This is a genomic window from Nocardia sp. CA-128927, assembly GCF_050955855.1.
GTDB lineage: Bacteria > Actinomycetota > Actinomycetes > Mycobacteriales > Mycobacteriaceae > Nocardia.
On the sequence record NZ_CP192087.1, the window covers coordinates 5,286,878 to 5,304,120 of the forward strand.

The 17,243-nt window shown below is 65.4% G+C and carries 13 protein-coding genes and 1 pseudogene; 7 read left to right on the forward strand and 7 right to left on the reverse strand.

The features are described from left to right. Positions 1 to 105: 105 nt before the first annotated feature. The 3 genes and pseudogenes from ACQPW1_RS24830 to ACQPW1_RS24840 all read right to left on the reverse strand — a co-directional run. Positions 106 to 306, reverse strand: a complete 201-nt coding sequence (locus ACQPW1_RS24830; protein WP_433653864.1) for an integrase core domain-containing protein — start codon at positions 304 to 306, stop codon at positions 106 to 108. Further along, positions 212 to 1,195 carry an IS3 family transposase gene (locus ACQPW1_RS24835; protein WP_433653865.1) on the reverse strand — a complete coding sequence of 328 codons (984 nt, stop codon included), beginning with the start codon at positions 1,193 to 1,195 and terminating at the stop codon, positions 212 to 214. Before ACQPW1_RS24835 ends, ACQPW1_RS24830 begins: the two co-directional genes overlap by 95 nt. Further along, positions 1,087 to 1,338 (reverse strand): annotated as a pseudogene (locus ACQPW1_RS24840) (transposase); the annotation flags it as partial. The gene ACQPW1_RS24835 and the pseudogene ACQPW1_RS24840, both read right to left, overlap by 109 nt. 257 nt (positions 1,339 to 1,595) lie before the next feature. On the opposite strand from ACQPW1_RS24840, the gene ACQPW1_RS24845 reads away from it, so the two are divergent. The 6 genes from ACQPW1_RS24845 to ACQPW1_RS24870 all read left to right on the forward strand — a co-directional run bounded on the left by ACQPW1_RS24845 (position 1,596) and on the right by ACQPW1_RS24870 (position 7,828). Beyond that, positions 1,596 to 2,939, forward strand: coding sequence for an aldehyde dehydrogenase family protein (locus tag ACQPW1_RS24845; protein ID WP_433653867.1), 1,344 nt, complete (start codon positions 1,596 to 1,598; stop codon positions 2,937 to 2,939). A 35-nt stretch (positions 2,940 to 2,974) separates the two neighbouring features. Next, positions 2,975 to 4,201: a cytochrome P450 gene (locus tag ACQPW1_RS24850; RefSeq protein ID WP_433653868.1), complete on the forward strand. Its 1,227-nt coding sequence runs from the start codon at positions 2,975 to 2,977 to the stop codon at positions 4,199 to 4,201. Continuing rightward, positions 4,198 to 4,683 carry a glutathione peroxidase gene (locus tag ACQPW1_RS24855; protein WP_433653870.1) on the forward strand — a complete coding sequence of 162 codons (486 nt, stop codon included), beginning with the start codon at positions 4,198 to 4,200 and terminating at the stop codon, positions 4,681 to 4,683. Before ACQPW1_RS24850 ends, ACQPW1_RS24855 begins: the two co-directional genes overlap by 4 nt. Before the next feature lie 269 nt (positions 4,684 to 4,952). Further along, the gene (locus tag ACQPW1_RS24860; RefSeq protein WP_433653872.1) at positions 4,953 to 5,675 is read left to right on the forward strand and encodes a DUF4145 domain-containing protein; all 723 of its coding nucleotides are present in this window, start codon (positions 4,953 to 4,955) and stop codon (positions 5,673 to 5,675) included. Between the two features lie 169 nt (positions 5,676 to 5,844). Beyond that, positions 5,845 to 6,348, forward strand: coding sequence for a GNAT family N-acetyltransferase (locus tag ACQPW1_RS24865; RefSeq protein WP_433653873.1), 504 nt, complete (start codon positions 5,845 to 5,847; stop codon positions 6,346 to 6,348). 256 nt (positions 6,349 to 6,604) lie between these two features. Beyond that, the gene (locus ACQPW1_RS24870) at positions 6,605 to 7,828 is read left to right on the forward strand and encodes an IS110 family transposase (RefSeq protein ID WP_433653875.1); all 1,224 of its coding nucleotides are present in this window, start codon (positions 6,605 to 6,607) and stop codon (positions 7,826 to 7,828) included. 122 nt (positions 7,829 to 7,950) lie between these two features. Here ACQPW1_RS24870 and ACQPW1_RS24875 read toward each other — a convergent pair whose 3' ends face one another. The 3 genes from ACQPW1_RS24875 to ACQPW1_RS24885 all read right to left on the reverse strand — a co-directional run bounded on the left by ACQPW1_RS24875 (position 7,951) and on the right by ACQPW1_RS24885 (position 12,232). Beyond that, positions 7,951 to 9,315 (reverse strand): NtaA/DmoA family FMN-dependent monooxygenase, encoded by a 1,365-nt coding sequence (locus ACQPW1_RS24875; protein ID WP_433653877.1) that lies wholly within the window; start codon positions 9,313 to 9,315, stop codon positions 7,951 to 7,953. Between the two features lie 30 nt (positions 9,316 to 9,345). After that, on the reverse strand, positions 9,346 to 10,392 hold the full coding sequence (locus tag ACQPW1_RS24880) for an LLM class flavin-dependent oxidoreductase (protein WP_433653879.1): 1,047 nt from the start codon (positions 10,390 to 10,392) through the stop codon (positions 9,346 to 9,348). Between the two features lie 388 nt (positions 10,393 to 10,780). Further along, on the reverse strand, positions 10,781 to 12,232 hold the full coding sequence (locus tag ACQPW1_RS24885) for an MFS transporter (RefSeq protein WP_433653881.1): 1,452 nt from the start codon (positions 12,230 to 12,232) through the stop codon (positions 10,781 to 10,783). Between the two features lie 243 nt (positions 12,233 to 12,475). Here ACQPW1_RS24885 and car point away from each other — a divergent pair, with 243 nt between their 5' ends. Beyond that, complete coding sequence (gene car / locus ACQPW1_RS24890; protein ID WP_433653883.1) at positions 12,476 to 15,982, forward strand: carboxylic acid reductase; 3,507 nt, start codon at positions 12,476 to 12,478, stop codon at positions 15,980 to 15,982. 8 nt (positions 15,983 to 15,990) lie between these two features. Here the strand turns inward: car and ACQPW1_RS24895 are convergent, their stop codons facing one another. Continuing rightward, entirely contained in the window at positions 15,991 to 17,235 is a 1,245-nt protein-coding gene (locus tag ACQPW1_RS24895) for a glycosyltransferase 87 family protein (RefSeq protein WP_433653885.1), read from the reverse strand. Positions 17,236 to 17,243: the final 8 nt, after the last annotated feature.

Below are 17,243 nucleotides of genomic sequence, written 5' to 3' on the forward strand. Positions count from 1 at the left end.
ATTGTCGTAGCAGGTAACTTCGCCGACCTGCTCGAAATTCCGTCAGTTCCCAAGCAGAACTTGCTGGTTGATGTCTGAGGTTCCCCCCAAATGGTGGACGGGGGGTTATGCGGCCGAAGTGGCCGCGAGGAGTGACCGCTCATAATTGTCGGGGCTGAGCATCCCGATCGTGGAGTGGCGTCTTCTACTGTTGTAGAAATTCATCCATTTGTCAACTGCTGCAACGAGTTCCGCTTTGGTGGCGAAGGTGTGTCGATAGTAGTATTCGTGTTTGAATGTCGACCACAGGCTTTCCGCGCTCGGCATTGTCCCAGCATATTCCGGTCGATCCCATGGATCGGCGCAGACCGTGCCGATCGCAGGCGGCAGCCATGTCGTTGGCGGTGTACTGGCTACCTCGGTCCGAATGCAGAACCGTGCCCGCACACGACCCGCCACGCGCCGCTACCGCCCGGTCCACGGCGTCGGTGACCATCTCGGTCCGCATGTGATCGGCCACGGTCCAGCCGAGCACCTTCTTGGAATGCTCGTCCTTGATCGCGCACAGGTACATATCGCCTTCACCGCAAGTCAGATAGGTGATGTCGGAAACCCAGACTGCGTCTACACGGCCCTGGTCGAAAAGACGTTGCACCAGGTCGTCCGGGAACGACGCGGTCGGGTCCACGATCGTGGTCCGCACCTTGAAGGTGCGCGGGCTGATCCCGGCCAGCCCGATCTCGGCCATGATCGCCGCGACCGTCTTCTCCGACACCCGATCACCGCGATCGCGCAGCTCGGCGGTGATCCGCGGAGCCCCGTAGGTCCCATCGGAGTCTTTATGGACGGCAAGGATCTTCACCGTCAAGTCGGCGCGCCGCTGCTGCCGATCGGTCAACACAGGGGCCGTCTTCCGCTTCAGGTACGCGTAGAACCCTGAGGTCGATACACTCAACAACCGCGCCATGCGCGTGATATCGGCTGTGCTGCCGTTGATTTCGGTGGCGGCGCACTGCGCTGCCATCAGCTCGAACCGGGCCGGTTCTGCTGCATCGCCGCGAAGTACGCGCTCGCTTTTTTTAGGAAACTGACGTCTTTCTCCAGCTCGCTGACCTGCTTGCGTAACCGGAGCAACTCTGCCCGCTCGGCCGGGCTCAACGGCTGCTCGCCGTGTACCTCGGCCGCCGCTATCCGGCGGCGTTCGTCTTGGACCCATTTAGCGAGAAGGCTTTCATGCAAACCCAACTCGCCAGCCACCGCGGCGATCGTGCGACCGGAATCGATCACCCGATGCGCGGCCTCGACCCGGTACTCGGCCGTGAACGACCGGCGCTTCCGAGACGATGACATACTGGACATCCTTCCAGCAGGACCGCGATCCCGCTAAATCGGTGTCCACTGCTTGGGGGGAGCCTCAGTCATCGCCCGGGCACCCAGCGGTAAACAAGATGTCCGCTGGGCCAAGGTCTACACGGCCCGGCGTGCGCCGGACTATCACGTGGACTGACCACGAGACTGTGCGAATACCCACGCCATGCAATAGGAACGTGTTCTAATTCGCTGATAACACCTGGCCCGATACCTGCGGCGATTCCGCACGTCATGGAGAATTCCTGATGAGTACTGAGACCACGAAGAGTCCGACGGCAGCCCTGCCGACACGGATCACCGGCGCGCTGATCGAACGGCTGATCGGCCTGATCGCCGCCGACGGTACCGCCGCACCGTACTCGATGACGGAGGTCTACACCGGCGCTCTGGTCGGCGAGCTCCCGCAGTCCACTCCCGACGACGTCGTCGCGGCGGCCGCGACCGCCCGTGCGGCGCAACAGGAATGGGCCGCGCTGCCGGTGCGACGCAGGTTGCAGGTCTTCGAGCAGATGCACGAGCTGATCCTGGCCGAGGTCGAGACCATCGCCGACCTTATCCAGATCGGCTGCGGCAAGACCCGCCGGATGGCCGTCGAGGAATCGTGCGATGTGCCGATGGTCATCAGCCACTATCTGAAAACCGCACGCCGCGTGCTGCGTTCGAAGCGTCGCGGCGGTCCGATGCCGATCCTGACCACCTCGACCGAGGAACACCGGCCCAAGGGCCTCGTTGCGGTGATCGCGCCGTGGAACTTCCCGTTCGCGATCGCGCTGTCCGACGCGATGCCCGCACTGATGGCGGGCAACGGGGTAATCCTCAAGCCGGACAACAAGACCGCGCTGTGCGTCCTCTACGGGGTCGAGCTGCTGCACCGTGCCGGACTGCCGCGTGGACTGGTTCAGGTCGTGTGCGGCGAGGGGCCCGATATCGGGCCCAGCCTGATCGACAACGTCGAGTTCGTCATGTTCACCGGCTCGACCGCTACCGGTCGTGTCGTCGGCGAACAGGCCGGGCGCAACCTGATCAGCTGCAGTTTGGAGCTGGGCGGCAAGAACCCGATGCTCGTGCTCGAGGACGCGAACCTGGACGAAGCGATCGCCGGGGCGGCGTTCGCGGTGTTCGCCAACTCGGGGCAGGCGTGCATGCACATCGAACGGATCTACGTGCACCGCAGCCGATTCGACACCCTGGAGACGTTCGGCCCGGTGGTGAGCGTCTATCCGTTCGACGACGAGCAGGAAGCCATCCGCCTAGCCAACGACACCGACTACGGGCTGAACGCGAGTGTGTGGAGCCGAGACCTGGCCCGCGCCAACCGCATTGCCGCCCAACTCCAAGCGGGCAATATCAACATCAACGACGGATTCGTGGCGACCTACGCGGCCAAGGGCACGCCGTCGGGTGGGGTGAAGCAGTCCGGCGTCGGGACGCGGCACGGTGATCAGGGCCTGCTCAAGTACACCGACACCGTGAACGTCGGCGTGCTGAAGCGTCAGGTGCTCTCCGCCCGCTCGGGGCAGCCGTACGAGAAGCAATTGAAGATCACGCTGATGTCCTTGCGGCTGATGCGCCGAACAAGGCTGCGCTGAGGCGCGGTTCGCAGTACCCACCTGAGGAGGTAGCCGTGGCGACACCGTCGTTGCCGGCCGGATTCGACTTCACCGATCCGGCGCTCTGGGAGACGCGAAAGCCCATCGAGGAATTCGCGATGCTGCGCCGGACCGCGCCGGTTTGGTGGAACCCGCAGGCCGACGACCGCTCCGGTGGATTCCGGGACGGCGGCTACTGGGTGGTGAGCACACTCGCTGACGTCAAGGAGATCTCGCGCAACCCGGAGCTGTTCTCGTCCGAGCGGAAAGGCTCGATCATCCGGCCGTCCGCCGAGACCACGCCGGAGCAGTCGGCGGCGGCGAGCGTGCTGCTGGTGAACATGGACCCGCCCAAGCACTCCAAGTTCCGCAAGATCATCACGAAGGGTTTCACGCCGCGCGCGGTGGAGGGATTGCGTGCGGCATTGACCGAACGAGCGCATGCCATTGTGCACGAGGCGAAGAAATCGGGCGGCGGGAACTTCGTCGAGCAGGTGGCGTGCGAGTTGCCGTTGCAGGCGATTGCCGAGCTGATCGGGGTGCCGCAAGCCGACCGGCGCAAGCTGTTCGACTGGTCGAATCAGATGCTCAGCTACGACGACCCGGATTACGGTGATCCCGCCCTCGCCTCCGCCGAAATCCTCGGTTACGCCTGGACTATGGCCGAGCAGCGGCGCGGCGCTCCGGCGGGGGATATCGTGTCGGAACTCGTGCACGCCGACGTCGACGGTGAGTCGCTCGGCTCCGACGAATTCGGTTTCTTCGTCATCCTGCTTTCGGTGGCGGGCAATGAAACAACACGCAATGCCATTACGCACGGCATGAAGGCTTTCGTGGATCATCCCGAGCAGTGGGAGCTCTACAAAGAGCGGCGCCCGCGCACCGCGCCCGACGAGATCGTCCGGTGGGCCACGCCGGTGACCGCGTTCCAGCGCACCGCCACCGCGGATACCGAGATCGGTGGCACCCGAATCCGGCAGGGCGAGCGGGTCGGTTTGTTCTACGGTTCCGCCAACTTCGACGAGGACGCGTTCACCGATCCATTCACCTTCGACGTGCTGCGCGATCCCAATCCGCATGTCGGTTTCGGCGGCACCGGCGCGCACTACTGTGTCGGCGCGAACCTGGCCCGGCTGGAAATCGACCTGATGTTCAACGCCATCGCCGATGCCATGCCCAAGATCACCGAGGTGGCCGATCCGGTACGGTTGCGATCGGGGTGGATCAACGGAATCAAGAATTGGCAGGTCCGATACGAATGAATCTTCGAGACGTACCGCTGCAGACACTCAGCGGGGAACCCGCGACGCTGTCCGGGCTGGTCGGCGACAACGTGGTGCTGCTGGTCAACGTGGCCTCTAAATGTGGGCTGACGCCGCAGTATTCCGGGCTGGTCGAATTGCAGAAGTCCTACGGTCCGCGCGGTTTCAGCGTGGTCGGTGTGCCAAGCAACCAGTTCATGGGGCAGGAACCCGGCTCGGCCGAGGAGATCCAGGAGTTCTGCTCGACCACCTACGGCGTCGACTTCCCCTTGCTGGAGAAGACGGACGTCAACGGCGAAAACCAGCACCCGCTGTACGAAACCCTGGTCGAGACCGCCGACGCCGACGGCGCGGCGGGCGATGTCCAGTGGAACTTCGAGAAGTTCCTGATCGACCGCGACGGCAAGGTGGCCGGGCGCTTCCGCCCCACCGTCACCCCCGATGCGGCTGCGCTCGTCGCAGCGATCGAATCCTTGCTCTGAGTGCACAATTCGAGGCCCGTCCATTTGGACGGGCCTCGAATCATATCCGGGGACTGGAATCGATCGATGGGGTCTGGGTAGGGCAGCGCAGGATTGCATCAGTCGAATGCGCACCGTGCTGCTGCGGTTGCGATCGCCTGCGCCGGTCATCGTCGCCGGACACCCTGCATCTGCTCGGCCCGCTATGGTGCGCGTACGCTTGGCGGTCTCATTCTGAGTGTGCTGTGCTCGGGCAGAGGCCATGATGTGGTGGGGTATGGGAGGGGCGGATGAAGGAGCAGGTTCGTCGGCTGGCCGAGTGGTTCTCACGGGATGAGTGGCCGGTTCTGGAATGCCCTAGCTGTCGGGTGGGGACCCTGGGTGCGATCAAGTCCGTCGGCAATCGTGCCACCGCGGATTGGCATGAGTGGGAAGGGGATCCGTCGGATATCGAGGGGATCTTCTTCGGGCACCTGAAATGTACGAACCGCGGTTGCGGGGATGTTGTCGCCGCTGCCGGGGACTATACGGTCGACCCAGGTGGGCCTCCGGGGCAGAGCTGGTTTCCGATCTACAGGGTCCGCACGCTGTATCCTGCAGTGCGGGTTGTGGAGACCTCGGAGTTGGTGCCAGAGTCGGTCCGCGGCAGCCTGGAACGGGCAGCGGCTGTCGCGTGGCAAGACCCTTCGGCCGGAATCTCACTGCTTCGCAACAGCATCGAGCGGCTCATGGACGAGCAAGGGATCGTCGCCGTGGACGCGAAGGGCAACTTCCGCTCTCTCCACCGGCGCCTCGAGGAGTTCGACGCGATAAGACACGATGCGGCCGAACTACTTCTGGCCGCTAAATGGGTGGGAAACGAGGGAACCCATCCTGCAGGCCTAGAGGCGAAGGACTTTCTCGATGTAGCAGAGTTCGTCGAGCTTGCACTTGAAGTGCTCTATGAGAAGGACACTTCCGTACTTCGGAAACGTGTCCGTCGAATCATCAATGCTAAGAAGCTGGTTCCGTAGGGTCAGTCGAATTCGGATAGTTGGCCGGGTAGATGACTGCTACCTGTCGATCGGTCGTATCCATGATGCGGTGGGGGTCTGGCAGAGTCCAGCTTCCGAGCGGGCAGATGCCATGTGAAACTGAGGAACTGAGTCGTCGGAATCGGTTCTGTGGGTGCAGGATCGAGGTATGGGGCAATCCACACTGCGTACCGAGAGACTGACACTTGTGCCGCTGCGGGACGAGCACACGGAGGCGGTCGTCGAGGTGTTCGCGCACAAGAGCATGAGTACCTACATCGATATCGACTTCAGTGATCCGGCGAACGCGCGGGAGATGGTGCGGCGGCGGCTCGCCTACGACGGACCGGCGCGGATGGGGCATTGGGCGTTCCTGGACGGCGAAACCGTGGTGGGAATCGGGCACCTTCGGCCTTCGTGGGAACTGCCGGGCGATCTGCCTGAGATCGGCTGGTATCTCAGTCCGTTCCATGGCGGACGCGGACTCGCCACGGAGGCCGCGGCAGCCATCCTCCGCCATGGTCTCGTAGACCTCGGCCTGAACTCGGTGTGGGCACTCGTGCACGCCGGCAACGAACCCAGCCTCAAACTCGCTGCGCGCCTGGGCTTCCTGGTCGTCGGCACCGGATTCCACTACGGCGCCGAACATCGCGTGCACGTCGCCTTACCCTGACCCACAGCCGCACCCTAATCAGTTCTGGGAGTGAGCTATCCGGCACACTCCTGGTAGTAGCCGGCCGGTAGGTGAGCACTTTCGCACCCTGGACTTCGAGTCCTGGAGAAAGACCGTGCCCCTGCCGGTAGGCCGGGAGAGTTGATCGCTGCTGGGATGTCGTGCCCGCCCGAATGGGCGTGAGCACTGCTTGATTAGGTCGCTGATGGTTCTCCTGCTGGCTGCTCGACGGTGATCGGCATTAGCAATTGGAGGATTGTTGCGACTGTTCGTAGGAGATGACTGGGCTGAAGACCACCACGACGTGGAGGTGATGGACACCGCCGGGCGCCGCCTGGCCAAAGCGCGCGTGCCCGAGGGCGTCGCCGGAATGGCGAGACTGCACGCGATCCTCGGCGGCCTGGTCGACGACGCCGACGAGGTCGAGGTCCTGGTCGGGATCGAGACCGACCGCGGTCCCTGGGTCGGGGCGCTGGTCGCCGCCGGATACACGGTACTGGCGGTGAATCCATTGCAGGCGGCCAGGTTTCGGGACCGGCTGGGAGTCTCGGGTGCCAAAAGCGACGCTGGTGACGCTCACGTGCTGGCGGATATGGTCCGCACCCATTCCCACGAATTGCGACCTGTCGCTGGGGATTCCGCGCGAGCCGAGGCCGTGAAGGTGGTGGCCCGTGCTCACAAGACGATGATCTGGGACCGAACTCGCCACACCCAGCGGTTGCGTCACGCTCTGCGTGACTACTTCCCCGCCGCGCTGGCCGCGTTCGACGACCTCGACGCCGCCGACACCCTGGAACTGCTCGCCAAAGCACCCACCCCAGCTGCGGCGGCCCGGCTCACGATCCCCCAGATCAGTGCCGCGTTGAAGCGGGCGCGCCGCCGCAACGTCGCCGACAAAGCCACCGCTATTGCGGCCGCACTGCGCAGCGAGCAGCTCGGCCAGCCCGAGGTCGTGGCGCAGGCCTACGCAGCCTCGGTCCAGGCGCTGCTGGCGGTCCTGACTGTCCTCAACACCCAGATCAAGACGTTGCAGGGGCAGGTCGAGGCGCATTTTGGGCAGCACCCGGCCGCTGAGATCATCGCGTCCCAGCCCGGTTTGGGACAGGTCCTCGGTGCCCGGGTGCTCGCAGAGTTCGGTGACGACCCCGACCGCTACCGCAGCGCCAAAGCCCGCAAGAACTACGCGGGCACCTCCCCGATCACCCGCGCGTCGGGCAAGAAGAAGGTCGCCCTGGCCCGGTTCGTACACAACGACCGGCTCATCGACGCCCTCACCACCCAGGCGCAATCCGCGCTGATGTGGTCCCGGGGCGCCCGCGACTACTACGACCGTCAGCGAGCCCGCGGTGTCGGTCACTACGCCGCGCTACGCCAGCTCGCCAACCGACTCGTCGGGATCCTGCACGGCTGCCTCAAAACCGGAACCCTCTACAACGAGACCACAGCCTGGCCCGACCCAGCTCAGCAGTCCGCTGCTTGACATTCAAGCTCCTGGGATGTCTTTCCGACGCCCCGCACCGGCAATGCGGGCGAATGTTCGGTGCGGACCGCAAGAAATGGTGCGGCAGTAGTCGTCGGCGTCGCCAGTCGCGTGCCTGTCGGTCAGGTGCGGTGGGTGAGGGGGGCGCGGAGGCCGAGGTGGTGGCGGAGGGTGGTGCCGGTGTATTCGGTACGGTAGACGCCTCGTTCTTGGAGTTCGGGGACGAGCCAGTCGACGATTTCGTCTAGGCCGGTGGGGATGAGGTAGGGGGAGATGTTGAAGCCGTCTACGGCGCCTTGGCGGACCCAGCGGGCGAGTTCGTCGGCCACCTGGGCGGGGGTGCCTGCGAAGCCGGAGCGTTCGGTGGTGGCGATGACTGTCTCACGGAGGGAGAGGTTTTCGGCTTCGGCGCGGGCTCGCCATTCGCGGGCGATGGATTGGGGGTCGGCGCCGCGCCGGGGGGAGCCGCGGGTTTCGGAGATGGGGCGGGGTTCGGGGTCTTCCTCGGGGAGGGGGCCGTCGGGGTCCAGGTGGGAGAGGTCGCGTCCCCACACCTGGCCGGCCAGGGAAAGTGCGGTCTGGCCGGTGTATTGGCCGTTCTTGACCCAGCGGACCTTCTCTTCGACTTCGGATTCCTTCTCCGCCAACACGATCTGCGTGCCGGGGAGGATCTTGATGTCGTCCTCCGGGCGGCCTGCGGCAAGTAGGCGGGCGCGGACGTCGTTGGCGAAGGCGAGGGCGTCGTCGAAATGCGTTCCGTGCCTGGAGAAGATGACGTCGGCGTTGGCCGCGGCGAAGTCGCGGCCGGTGGGGGAGTCGCCCGCTTGGAAGATGACGGGATGTCCCTGGGCGCTGCGGGGCAGCGTCGGGGTGATCGTCACCTGGAAGTGGTCATTGGAGCGTTCGACCGGTCGCACCGCGTCGTCGCTGGCCCAGGATGGGCTCTGCTGGGAGGTGGCTACGGCGCCGTCACGCCAGGAATCCCAGATCGCGCGGGCGGTGGCGAGGAACTCACCCGCCCGCTCGTAGCGCAGGGCGTGGTCCAGATAGCCACCGCGGCGGAAGTTTTCACCGGTCCAGGCATTGTCGGTGGTGACGGCGTTCCAGCCGGCGCGGCCACCGGAGATCAGGTCGAGACTGCTCAGACGGCGGGCCAGATCGGCAGGCTCGTTGTAGGTGGTGTTCTGGGTGGCGACCAGGCCGATGTGCCGGGTGATGCCCGCCAGCGCGGCGAGCTGAGCGATCGCGTCCGGCCTGCCCGCGATGTCGAGTTCGAGGATCTTGCCGTCCTGCTCACGCAGCCGGAGGCCCTCACCGAGGAAGAACGCGTCGAACAGCCCGCGCTCGGCGGTCTGTACGACCTGGCGGAAGGTCTCGAAGTCGATCTGTGAGCCGCTGGCCGGATCGGACCAGATGGTGGTGTGGTTGACACCCTGGAAGAACACACCGAAATGGACCTGGGCGTCCGGACGTGGATGAACTGTCATGTCGTTAGCTCCTTGTCAGGTCAGGTCAGGTCAGTGCGACGCGGCGTAGCGATGGGCGGGGCGGGGCAGACCGAGGTTCGCGCGCAGCGTGGAACCCGGCACCGGGCGGTGTGCGACACCGGTGCGCAGCAGCGCGGGTAGCACCTGGCGGGCGAGTACCGGAAGGTCCTCGTCGATGACCGCCGGGTGCAGGCGGACGCCGTCCAGGTGCGTGCTGAGGTGGGTCAGCAGATCGACTAGCTCTGCCGCGGATCCGGAAAAGGCCAGCCGGGCCGGGGAATTCGAGGGTGCGGCGCCGAGCCGTTCGACGGCCGTCGCGTCGGGGGTGTCCAGGGTTACGTCGATCTCGGCGAAGGCCAGGGGCGTTCCGGCAGATCGCGCGTGCTCGGCGAACTCGATCGCGGCGGCAACCGAGTCGGCCGCGACGAGCCGGACATCGACATCACCATCGGCACCGAACACCACCGGTTGCCCCTGCGGTGGGCGCGGCACGATCGCCGGGCCCTTCACCGAGAACGACGCACCGCGAAAGTCGATGTAGTGCAGCTTGTTTCGATCCAGGAACCGACCGCTGGGATAGTCGCGGATCACCGCGTCGTCCTCCCACGAGTCCCAGAGGCGGCGGGCTACCTCGATGGAATCGCTTTGCTCCCTGGCGAGTTCGTCGCCGGTGACCTGCGCACGTCCCCAGGTCGCGGCGGCCCGCGGGTCATTGATCCGTTCGGCGATCCACCCGGCCCGGCCGCGCGACGCGTAGTCGAGCGTCGCGATCTGCGAGGACGTGTGGAACGGTTCGGCGTAGGTGGTCGCGACCGTGGGGACCAAGCCGATGGTGCTGGTGGTCGCCGCAACGAACGAGGCGCGGGTCACCGCGTCGATCCGGCCCGCCAAGGTCTCCGGCGGCAGGATGGAGTCGGCGAAGGTGGCGAGCGTGAAGCCCGCGTTCTCCGCCGTGGCGACCCGGGTGCGCAGGGTGTCGCCGGTGAGCAGACGGTCCGGCGCGTGCGTGGCGCGACGCCAGGCCTCGGGGTGGAAGCCTTCGCCGTCGAGTTCTATGCCGAGCGCGAAAACGCCCATTCGACACCTTCTTCCGTGCTGCGATCGAGAATTGCTGTGATGACGCCGTTTTCGGCGATGAGTACGGGGCGGGGGTCGCGGGCCAGTCGATCGGCGACACCTGTGCGAGGTTCGCGGACGCCGACGACGGGAAGTGGGGGATCGAGGTGGGCGGTGACCGGGTCGCCGTGGGGTGCCGCCGTCAGGACTCGAAGGCCTGCGGCGCGGCAACGAGACCGGCTCGCCCGACTGGCATTTCGACACCTCTCTGTCCGACTGGCGAAGCAGCCCTCCTCGAGCATGCTGTCCGGCGCGGATAGGCGCGACGGTTTGCGTCGTGGTGATTCGAAGGCACCCGCACAGCACTGATCCCGGGCCAGCACGTGACCCGGGATCGGAGTGGTGATTGCTACCGCGCGGCGCGGGCCGCGAGACCCGCCGCGACCAGCACCGTCACGCCTTCCGCGATGGCGGTCCCGCCGAGCGCATGCGCCGCGGACAGCGTCGTACTACCCGCCAGGCCGAGGAACAGCGTGCCGAACGAAGCGATGCCGACCACGATGCCGAGCTGCACATTGGTCACCAGGATCCCGCTGGCGTCCGCGGCCAGGCTCATCGGCACCTTGGCCAGCGTCCGCGTCATCAGCGGGCTGAACGCCAGCCCATTGCCCACACCGCAGAGCCCGAGCAATACCAGCACGAGCGGCCCGACATCCGCACCGTTGCGCAGCAGGGCACCCACGGCAACCATGCTCGCCGCGGCCAGCACGAGGCCGAGCGGAATCATCTTGGCGTGGAACCGATGTGGGACGCGTTCCCAGTTCAGGCCCGCGATCGCGAACGTCACGCCCATCGGGATGAACAGCAGACCGGCGTGCAGTGCGCTGTAACCCAGCGTGCTCTGCAGATGGATGGCCATCACGAACATCCAGCCGCCGAACGTCGCCATGATCACGAACAGGGTCGCCGCGGCAAGCAGCAGTCCCGGCGCGGCGAGCACCCGGTGGGAGAACAGCGGCTCACCGTGGCGCGCCGCAACGGCCCGCTCGATCCCGACAAACGCCGCGAAGGCGATCACGCAGGCGCCCAACGAGATCCAGGACCACAGCGGCCAGCCGAGCTCGCGGCCCAGCACCAGCGGCAGCACGAGCGCCAGCACCGCGGCGGTGAGCACGGTCAGTCCGGCCAGGTCGAGCTTGCGATCGAAGCGCTCGGTCACCTTCGGAAGCACTCGCGGCGCGATCACCAGCAAAGCAAGACCGATCGGCACATTGACCAGGAACACGCCGCGCCAGCTGCTGCCCCACAGGTCGGCGCTGACGATGAGCCCGCCGAGCACCTGCCCGGCGACCATGCCGCCGGAGATGATCGCGGAGTACACGCTGAGCGCCTTGGCCCGTGCGTTGCCGGTGAAGTTCCGCTGGATGAGCGTCATGATCTGCGGCACCATCGCCGCCGCGCCTACGCCCTGGGCGAATCGGAACACGATCAGCGATATCTCGTTCCATGCCAAGCCACAGACCAGCGAGGCAAGCGTGAACAGCGCCAACCCGGCGATGAACATCCGCCGCTGACTGAATCGGTCACCTAGCCGGGCGCCGGTCACCAGCAAAACAGCATAGGCGATCACGTAACCGGCCACGATCAGCTGCAAAGCCGCGCCGGAGGTGTGCAGGGAACTGCGAATCGAAGGAATCGCGACATTGACGATGGAGGCGTCGAGCACGGCCATGAACTGACCGGTGAGAATCACTGCGAGGATGGCAAGGGTGCGCCGCGCACCGTACGCGGCGGGTGGTGCTGCCGGGGGCGCGGTAACCGGCTGTGCGGCTGCCGAATCCGGCGACAAGATCTGCGTCATGCACTGATCTTGCGGCCTGTGCGACACCAGTAACAGGAGCCCATTAAAACTGGTACCGGCAACACCTGGATAAGCGCGCGGATAGCGAGGAATGTCCGCTATACGGCATATTATTCCTGTCAGATGTGGTGGAGACCACGTATTTCGTCGCCGAAGCATGAACTTTCCTGAAATACTTAGACAGGCTAACCTGTTTTAAAACCTGCAGGGCGTTTCTAACTTTGTCAACGAGGGAGATTTGCCATGGCGGTTGGTTCACGGGACGAGCGGCTGAAGAGCCGGATCGCACGGTTGTTCGCCGAAGACGAACAGATCAAGGCGGCGCAGCAGATCGAGGCCGTGTCCGAGGCTGCGCGCGCACCCGGGCTGCGGTTGGCAGAGGTTGTCGCCACCGTGATGGAGGGTTATGCCGACAGACCCGCCGTCGGGCAGCGTGCCTTCGAACTGGCCACCGATGACGCGACCGGCGCCAAGACGCTGCGGTTGCTGTCCGAGTTCGAGACCATCACCTACGGCGAACTGTGGCAGCGTATCGGCGCGGTCGCCACGGCCTGGCAGAGCGAACCCGAAAAGCCTTTGCACGCCGGAGATTTCGTCGCCATCCTCGGCTTCACCAGCATCGACTACGCGACGCTCGACTTCGCCACCATCCACCTCGGCGCGGTCACCGTGCCGTTGCAGGCGAGTGCGGCGGTGTCCCAGCTGACCGCGATCCTGACCGAAACGTCACCCCGGCTGCTCGCCTCGACCCCGGAGCACCTCGACGCGGCCGTCGACTGCCTGCTCGCGGGCACCTCGCCCGAGCGGCTGCTGGTGTTCGACTACCACCCCGAGGACGACTCGCAGCGCGAGGCATTTGAATCCGCCCGCCGACGCCTCACCGACGCGGGCAGCTCGGTGGTGGTCGAAACGCTCGACGAGGTGCGTGAACGCGGCAGCGCACTGCCGCAAGCACCGGTGTACGTCCCCGACGCCGACGACGACCCGCTCGCGCTGGTCATCTACACCTCCGGCAGCACGGGCACGCCGAAGGGCGCGATGTACACCGAACGGCTGTCGCGGGTGATGTGGCAAGGTGCGTTGCCCGGGGTCGGGATCAACCTCAACTATATGCCGATGAGCCACATTGCCGGACGGTTGTCGTTCATCGGCGTGCTGTCTCGCGGTGGCACAGCGTATTTCGCGGCCAAGAGCGACATGTCGACGCTGTTCGAGGACATCGCACTGGTGCGGCCCACTGAGATCTTCTTCGTTCCGCGCGTGTGCGACATGATCTTTCAGCGTTATCGCAGCGAGATGGACCGGCGCTCGGTCGCCGGTGTCGACGTGGCCGCGCTCGATCAAGAGGTGAAAACCGAACTGCGGCAGAACTTCCTGGGTGGACGTTTCATGGGCACGATCGTCGGTAGCGCGCCGCTGTCCGCGGAGATGCGGACGTTCATGGAGTCCGTCCTCGACGTGCAGCTGCACGATGGGTACGGCTCGACCGAGGCGGGCGCGGGCATCCTGATGGACAACCGGGTGCAGCGGCCGCCGGTGACCGATTACAAGCTCGTCGATGTGCCCGAGCTCGGTTACTTCCGCACCGATCAGCCGCATCCACGGGGCGAGCTGCTGCTGAAGGCGGCGACCCAGATTCCCGGCTATTACCAGCGGCCCGAGGTCACCGCGGAGATCTTCGACGAGGACGGCTTCTACAAGACCGGTGACATCGTGGCCGAGCTCGGGCCCGACGAGCTGGTGTACGTCGACCGTCGCAACAACGTACTCAAGTTGTCGCAGGGCGAGTTCGTCACCGTTGCTCATCTCGAGGCGGTGTTCGCCAGCAGCCCGCTGATTCGGCAGATCTACATCTACGGCAGCAGCGAACGCTCCTACCTGGTGGCGGTGATCGTGCCGACCGACGCCGCGCTGCGTGAGCACGACACCGATTCGTTGAAATCGGCGCTGGCCGAGTCGATTCAGCGGCTGGCCAAGGATGCGGATCTGCAGTCCTACGAGGTGCCTCGCGAATTCCTGATCGAGACCGAGCCGTTCACCATGGCCAACGGTCTGCTGTCCGGTATCGCGAAGTTGTTGCGCCCCAAGCTGAAGGAGCGCTACGGGGAACGCCTCGAACAGATCTACACCGATCACGACACACGGCAGAGCGACGAGATGCTTGCGCTGCGACGCGAAGCCGGCGAACGTCCGGTGCTCGACACGGTCGGCCATGCGGCGCGCGTCCTGCTCGGCGTCGCGTCCACCGACCTGCGGCCCGACGCGCACTTCACCGACCTGGGCGGCGATTCCCTGTCGGCGCTGTCGTTTTCGATCCTGCTCAACGAGACCTTCGGGGTCGAGGTGCCGGTCGGTGTCATCATCAGCCCGGCGAACAACCTCGCGGAGATAGCGAAATACATCGAGGCGGAACGCGATTCGAGTGCGAAGCGTCCGACGTTCACCTCGGTGCACGGTGGCGGCTCGCAGGTCACCGCCGCCGAACTCACCCTCGACAAGTTCATCGATGCCCGAACCCTGGCCGCCGCCAACACGATTCCCGCCGCGCCCAATCCCGCGCGGACGGTCCTGCTGACCGGCGCCAACGGCTACCTCGGCCGCTTCCTGTGCCTGGAATGGCTGGAGCGACTGGAGCAAACGGGCGGCACGCTGATCTGCATCGTGCGCGGGAGCGACGCGGCCGCCGCGCGGAAGCGGCTCGACGCGGCGTTCGACAGTGGCGATCCGGAGCTGGTGGAGCACTACCAGGGACTGGCCGCTCGGCACCTGGAGGTACTGGCCGGAGACATCGGTGACCCGAATCTCGGTCTGGACGAACAGACTTGGCAACGCCTGGCCGAAACCGTCGATCTGATCGTGCATCCCGCGGCGTTGGTCAATCACGTGCTGCCTTACAGCCAGCTGTTCGGGCCCAATGTCGTCGGCACCGCCGAGATCATCCGGTTGGCGATCACCGCGCGACGCAAGCCGGTCACCTACCTGTCGACCGTCGGCGTGGCGGATCAGGTCGATCCGGCGACGTTCCAAGAGGACAGCGACGTTCGTGAGATGAGCGCGGTCCGCGCCGTCAATGACGGCTACGCCAACGGCTACGGCAACAGCAAGTGGGCGGGTGAGGTCCTGCTGCGCGAGGTACACGATCTGTGCGGTCTGCCGGTCGCGGTGTTCCGTTCGGACATGATTCTGGCGCACAGCAAGTACGCGGGTCAGCTCAACGTCCAGGACATGTTCACCCGCCTGGTGCTCAGCCTGGTCACCTCCGGCGTCGCGCCGTACTCGTTCTATGAGACCGATGCCGACGGAAACCGGCAGCGGGCTCACTACGAGGGTCTGCCCGCCGATTTCACCGCGGCGTCGATCACCGCGCTCGGTATTCAAGCCGTCGAAGGTTTCCAGACCTACGACGTGCTGAACCCGTACGACGACGGCATCTCCCTGGATGTCTTCGTCGACTGGCTCATCGAGTCCGGCCTGCCGATCCAGCGGATCGCCGACTACGACGAGTGGTTCAGCCGCTTCGAGACCGCCATCCGCGGCCTCCCCGAAACCCAGCGCCACGCCTCGGTACTGCCGCTACTGCGCGCGTACAGCCGGCAACGCCCGCCTATCCGCGGTTCCCTGCTTCCGGCCAAGAAGTTCCAGGCGGCCGTGCAGACCGCGAATATCGGTGCCGATCACGACATTCCGCACCTGTCGGCGGCGTTGATCGACAAGTACGTCAGCGATCTCCGATTACTACATCTGCTCTGAGCTCGGCACTACGTCGTTGCCCGCACCTCGTCGGCGACCTGGACGCCGTCGCGGTGCAGGCGCAACAAGACCAGACCTGAGCCGATGAGCACGATGGCGTAGACGATGACGAAGCTGTTGATCAGGATCTGGGCACCCGGCCACCACGGCGGGAACAGGAACAGTCCGACGACCACGTAGTTGGGGTCGTACTCCCACGTCCACGCGCCGATCGAGGCGAAAAGGGCGGCGGCGACGAGCCACCAACCCCAATGTGATTGGGCCTTGTGCACCAGGTAGACGAAGAGGGGAACGAACCACACCCAGTGGTGATCCCAGGAAAACGGTGACACCGCGCAGGCCGTGAGCCCTGCGAGTGTCACCGCGAGCAGCCGCTCGCCGCGCCGGAACAGCCCTGCGGTGATCGCCAGGCTCGCCAGGGTGACGGTGCCCGCGATGAGTAACCACAGCCACACGGGCGCCGGGTGATGCGTCAGGTGCGCGATCGCGCCGCGGATGGATTGGTTGGACGGGTGCATGTCGTCGGCGATCCGATTGGACTGGAAGAACGTCGAAGTCCAGTATTTCCGGGAATCGGCGGGCAGCACGATCCAGGCGAGGACGATCGATGCGACGAAGGTGACCATCGCGGTGCAGGCCGCCCGCCACTGGCGCAGCGCGAGGAACTGCACGGCGAAGTAGGCCGGAACGAGCTTGATGCCCGCGGCGATTCCGACGCCGATGCCGCGCAGCTTGCTGCGGTCGGGGCGGGAGAAGTCCCACAGCACCAGCAGCATGAGCATCAGGTTGATCTGCCCGTAGAACAGCGTGGTGCGCACCGGCTCGATGAACGCACAGGTGATCGCCAGCAGGGCGCTGACAGCGGCGAGTTGGGCGTTGATCCGGTGACCGAGGATGCGCCAGCTCAGCAGTACACAAGCGAAGAGCACCAGCAGGTTCAACACCAACCAGGTGTCGGCGACCCACGCCCACGGAATCAGGACGATGGGTATGAACGCGATGGTAGAGAAGGGGGTGTAGGTGTACAGGAGCCCAGCGATGGTCGGCTCGGTATAGAGCGGCAGTCCGTGCAAGATGCGCCAGGCGCCGTCCCGATATACGTGCACATCCAGCCCGCCGTCCAGGATGCCTGCCCGGTCCAGCCACGGATCTACCGTGGTGAACAGCAGGATCACCGCCAGGGCGGCACTTGCGGCCAGGATGAAAAGCGTTGGGCCCGAGCGTGGAAACTCCAGCATCCGAGACTTGGGCACAAGTGATC

Coding starts and splice junctions, on each gene's coding strand:
- car (WP_433653883.1), top strand. CDS start 12,476: ATGGCGGTTGGTTCACGGGACGAGCGGCTGAAGAGCCGGATCGCACGG.
- ACQPW1_RS24860 (WP_433653872.1), top strand. CDS start 4,953: ATGAAGGAGCAGGTTCGTCGGCTGGCCGAGTGGTTCTCACGGGATGAG.
- ACQPW1_RS24875 (WP_433653877.1), bottom strand. CDS start 9,315: ATGACAGTTCATCCACGTCCGGACGCCCAGGTCCATTTCGGTGTGTTC.
- ACQPW1_RS24855 (WP_433653870.1), top strand. CDS start 4,198: ATGAATCTTCGAGACGTACCGCTGCAGACACTCAGCGGGGAACCCGCG.
- ACQPW1_RS24885 (WP_433653881.1), bottom strand. CDS start 12,232: ATGACGCAGATCTTGTCGCCGGATTCGGCAGCCGCACAGCCGGTTACC.
- ACQPW1_RS24830 (WP_433653864.1), bottom strand. CDS start 306: ATGCCGAGCGCGGAAAGCCTGTGGTCGACATTCAAACACGAATACTAC.
- ACQPW1_RS24845 (WP_433653867.1), top strand. CDS start 1,596: ATGAGTACTGAGACCACGAAGAGTCCGACGGCAGCCCTGCCGACACGG.
- ACQPW1_RS24835 (WP_433653865.1), bottom strand. CDS start 1,195: ATGGGTCCAAGACGAACGCCGCCGGATAGCGGCGGCCGAGGTACACGG.
- ACQPW1_RS24880 (WP_433653879.1), bottom strand. CDS start 10,392: ATGGGCGTTTTCGCGCTCGGCATAGAACTCGACGGCGAAGGCTTCCAC.
- ACQPW1_RS24865 (WP_433653873.1), top strand. CDS start 5,845: ATGGGGCAATCCACACTGCGTACCGAGAGACTGACACTTGTGCCGCTG.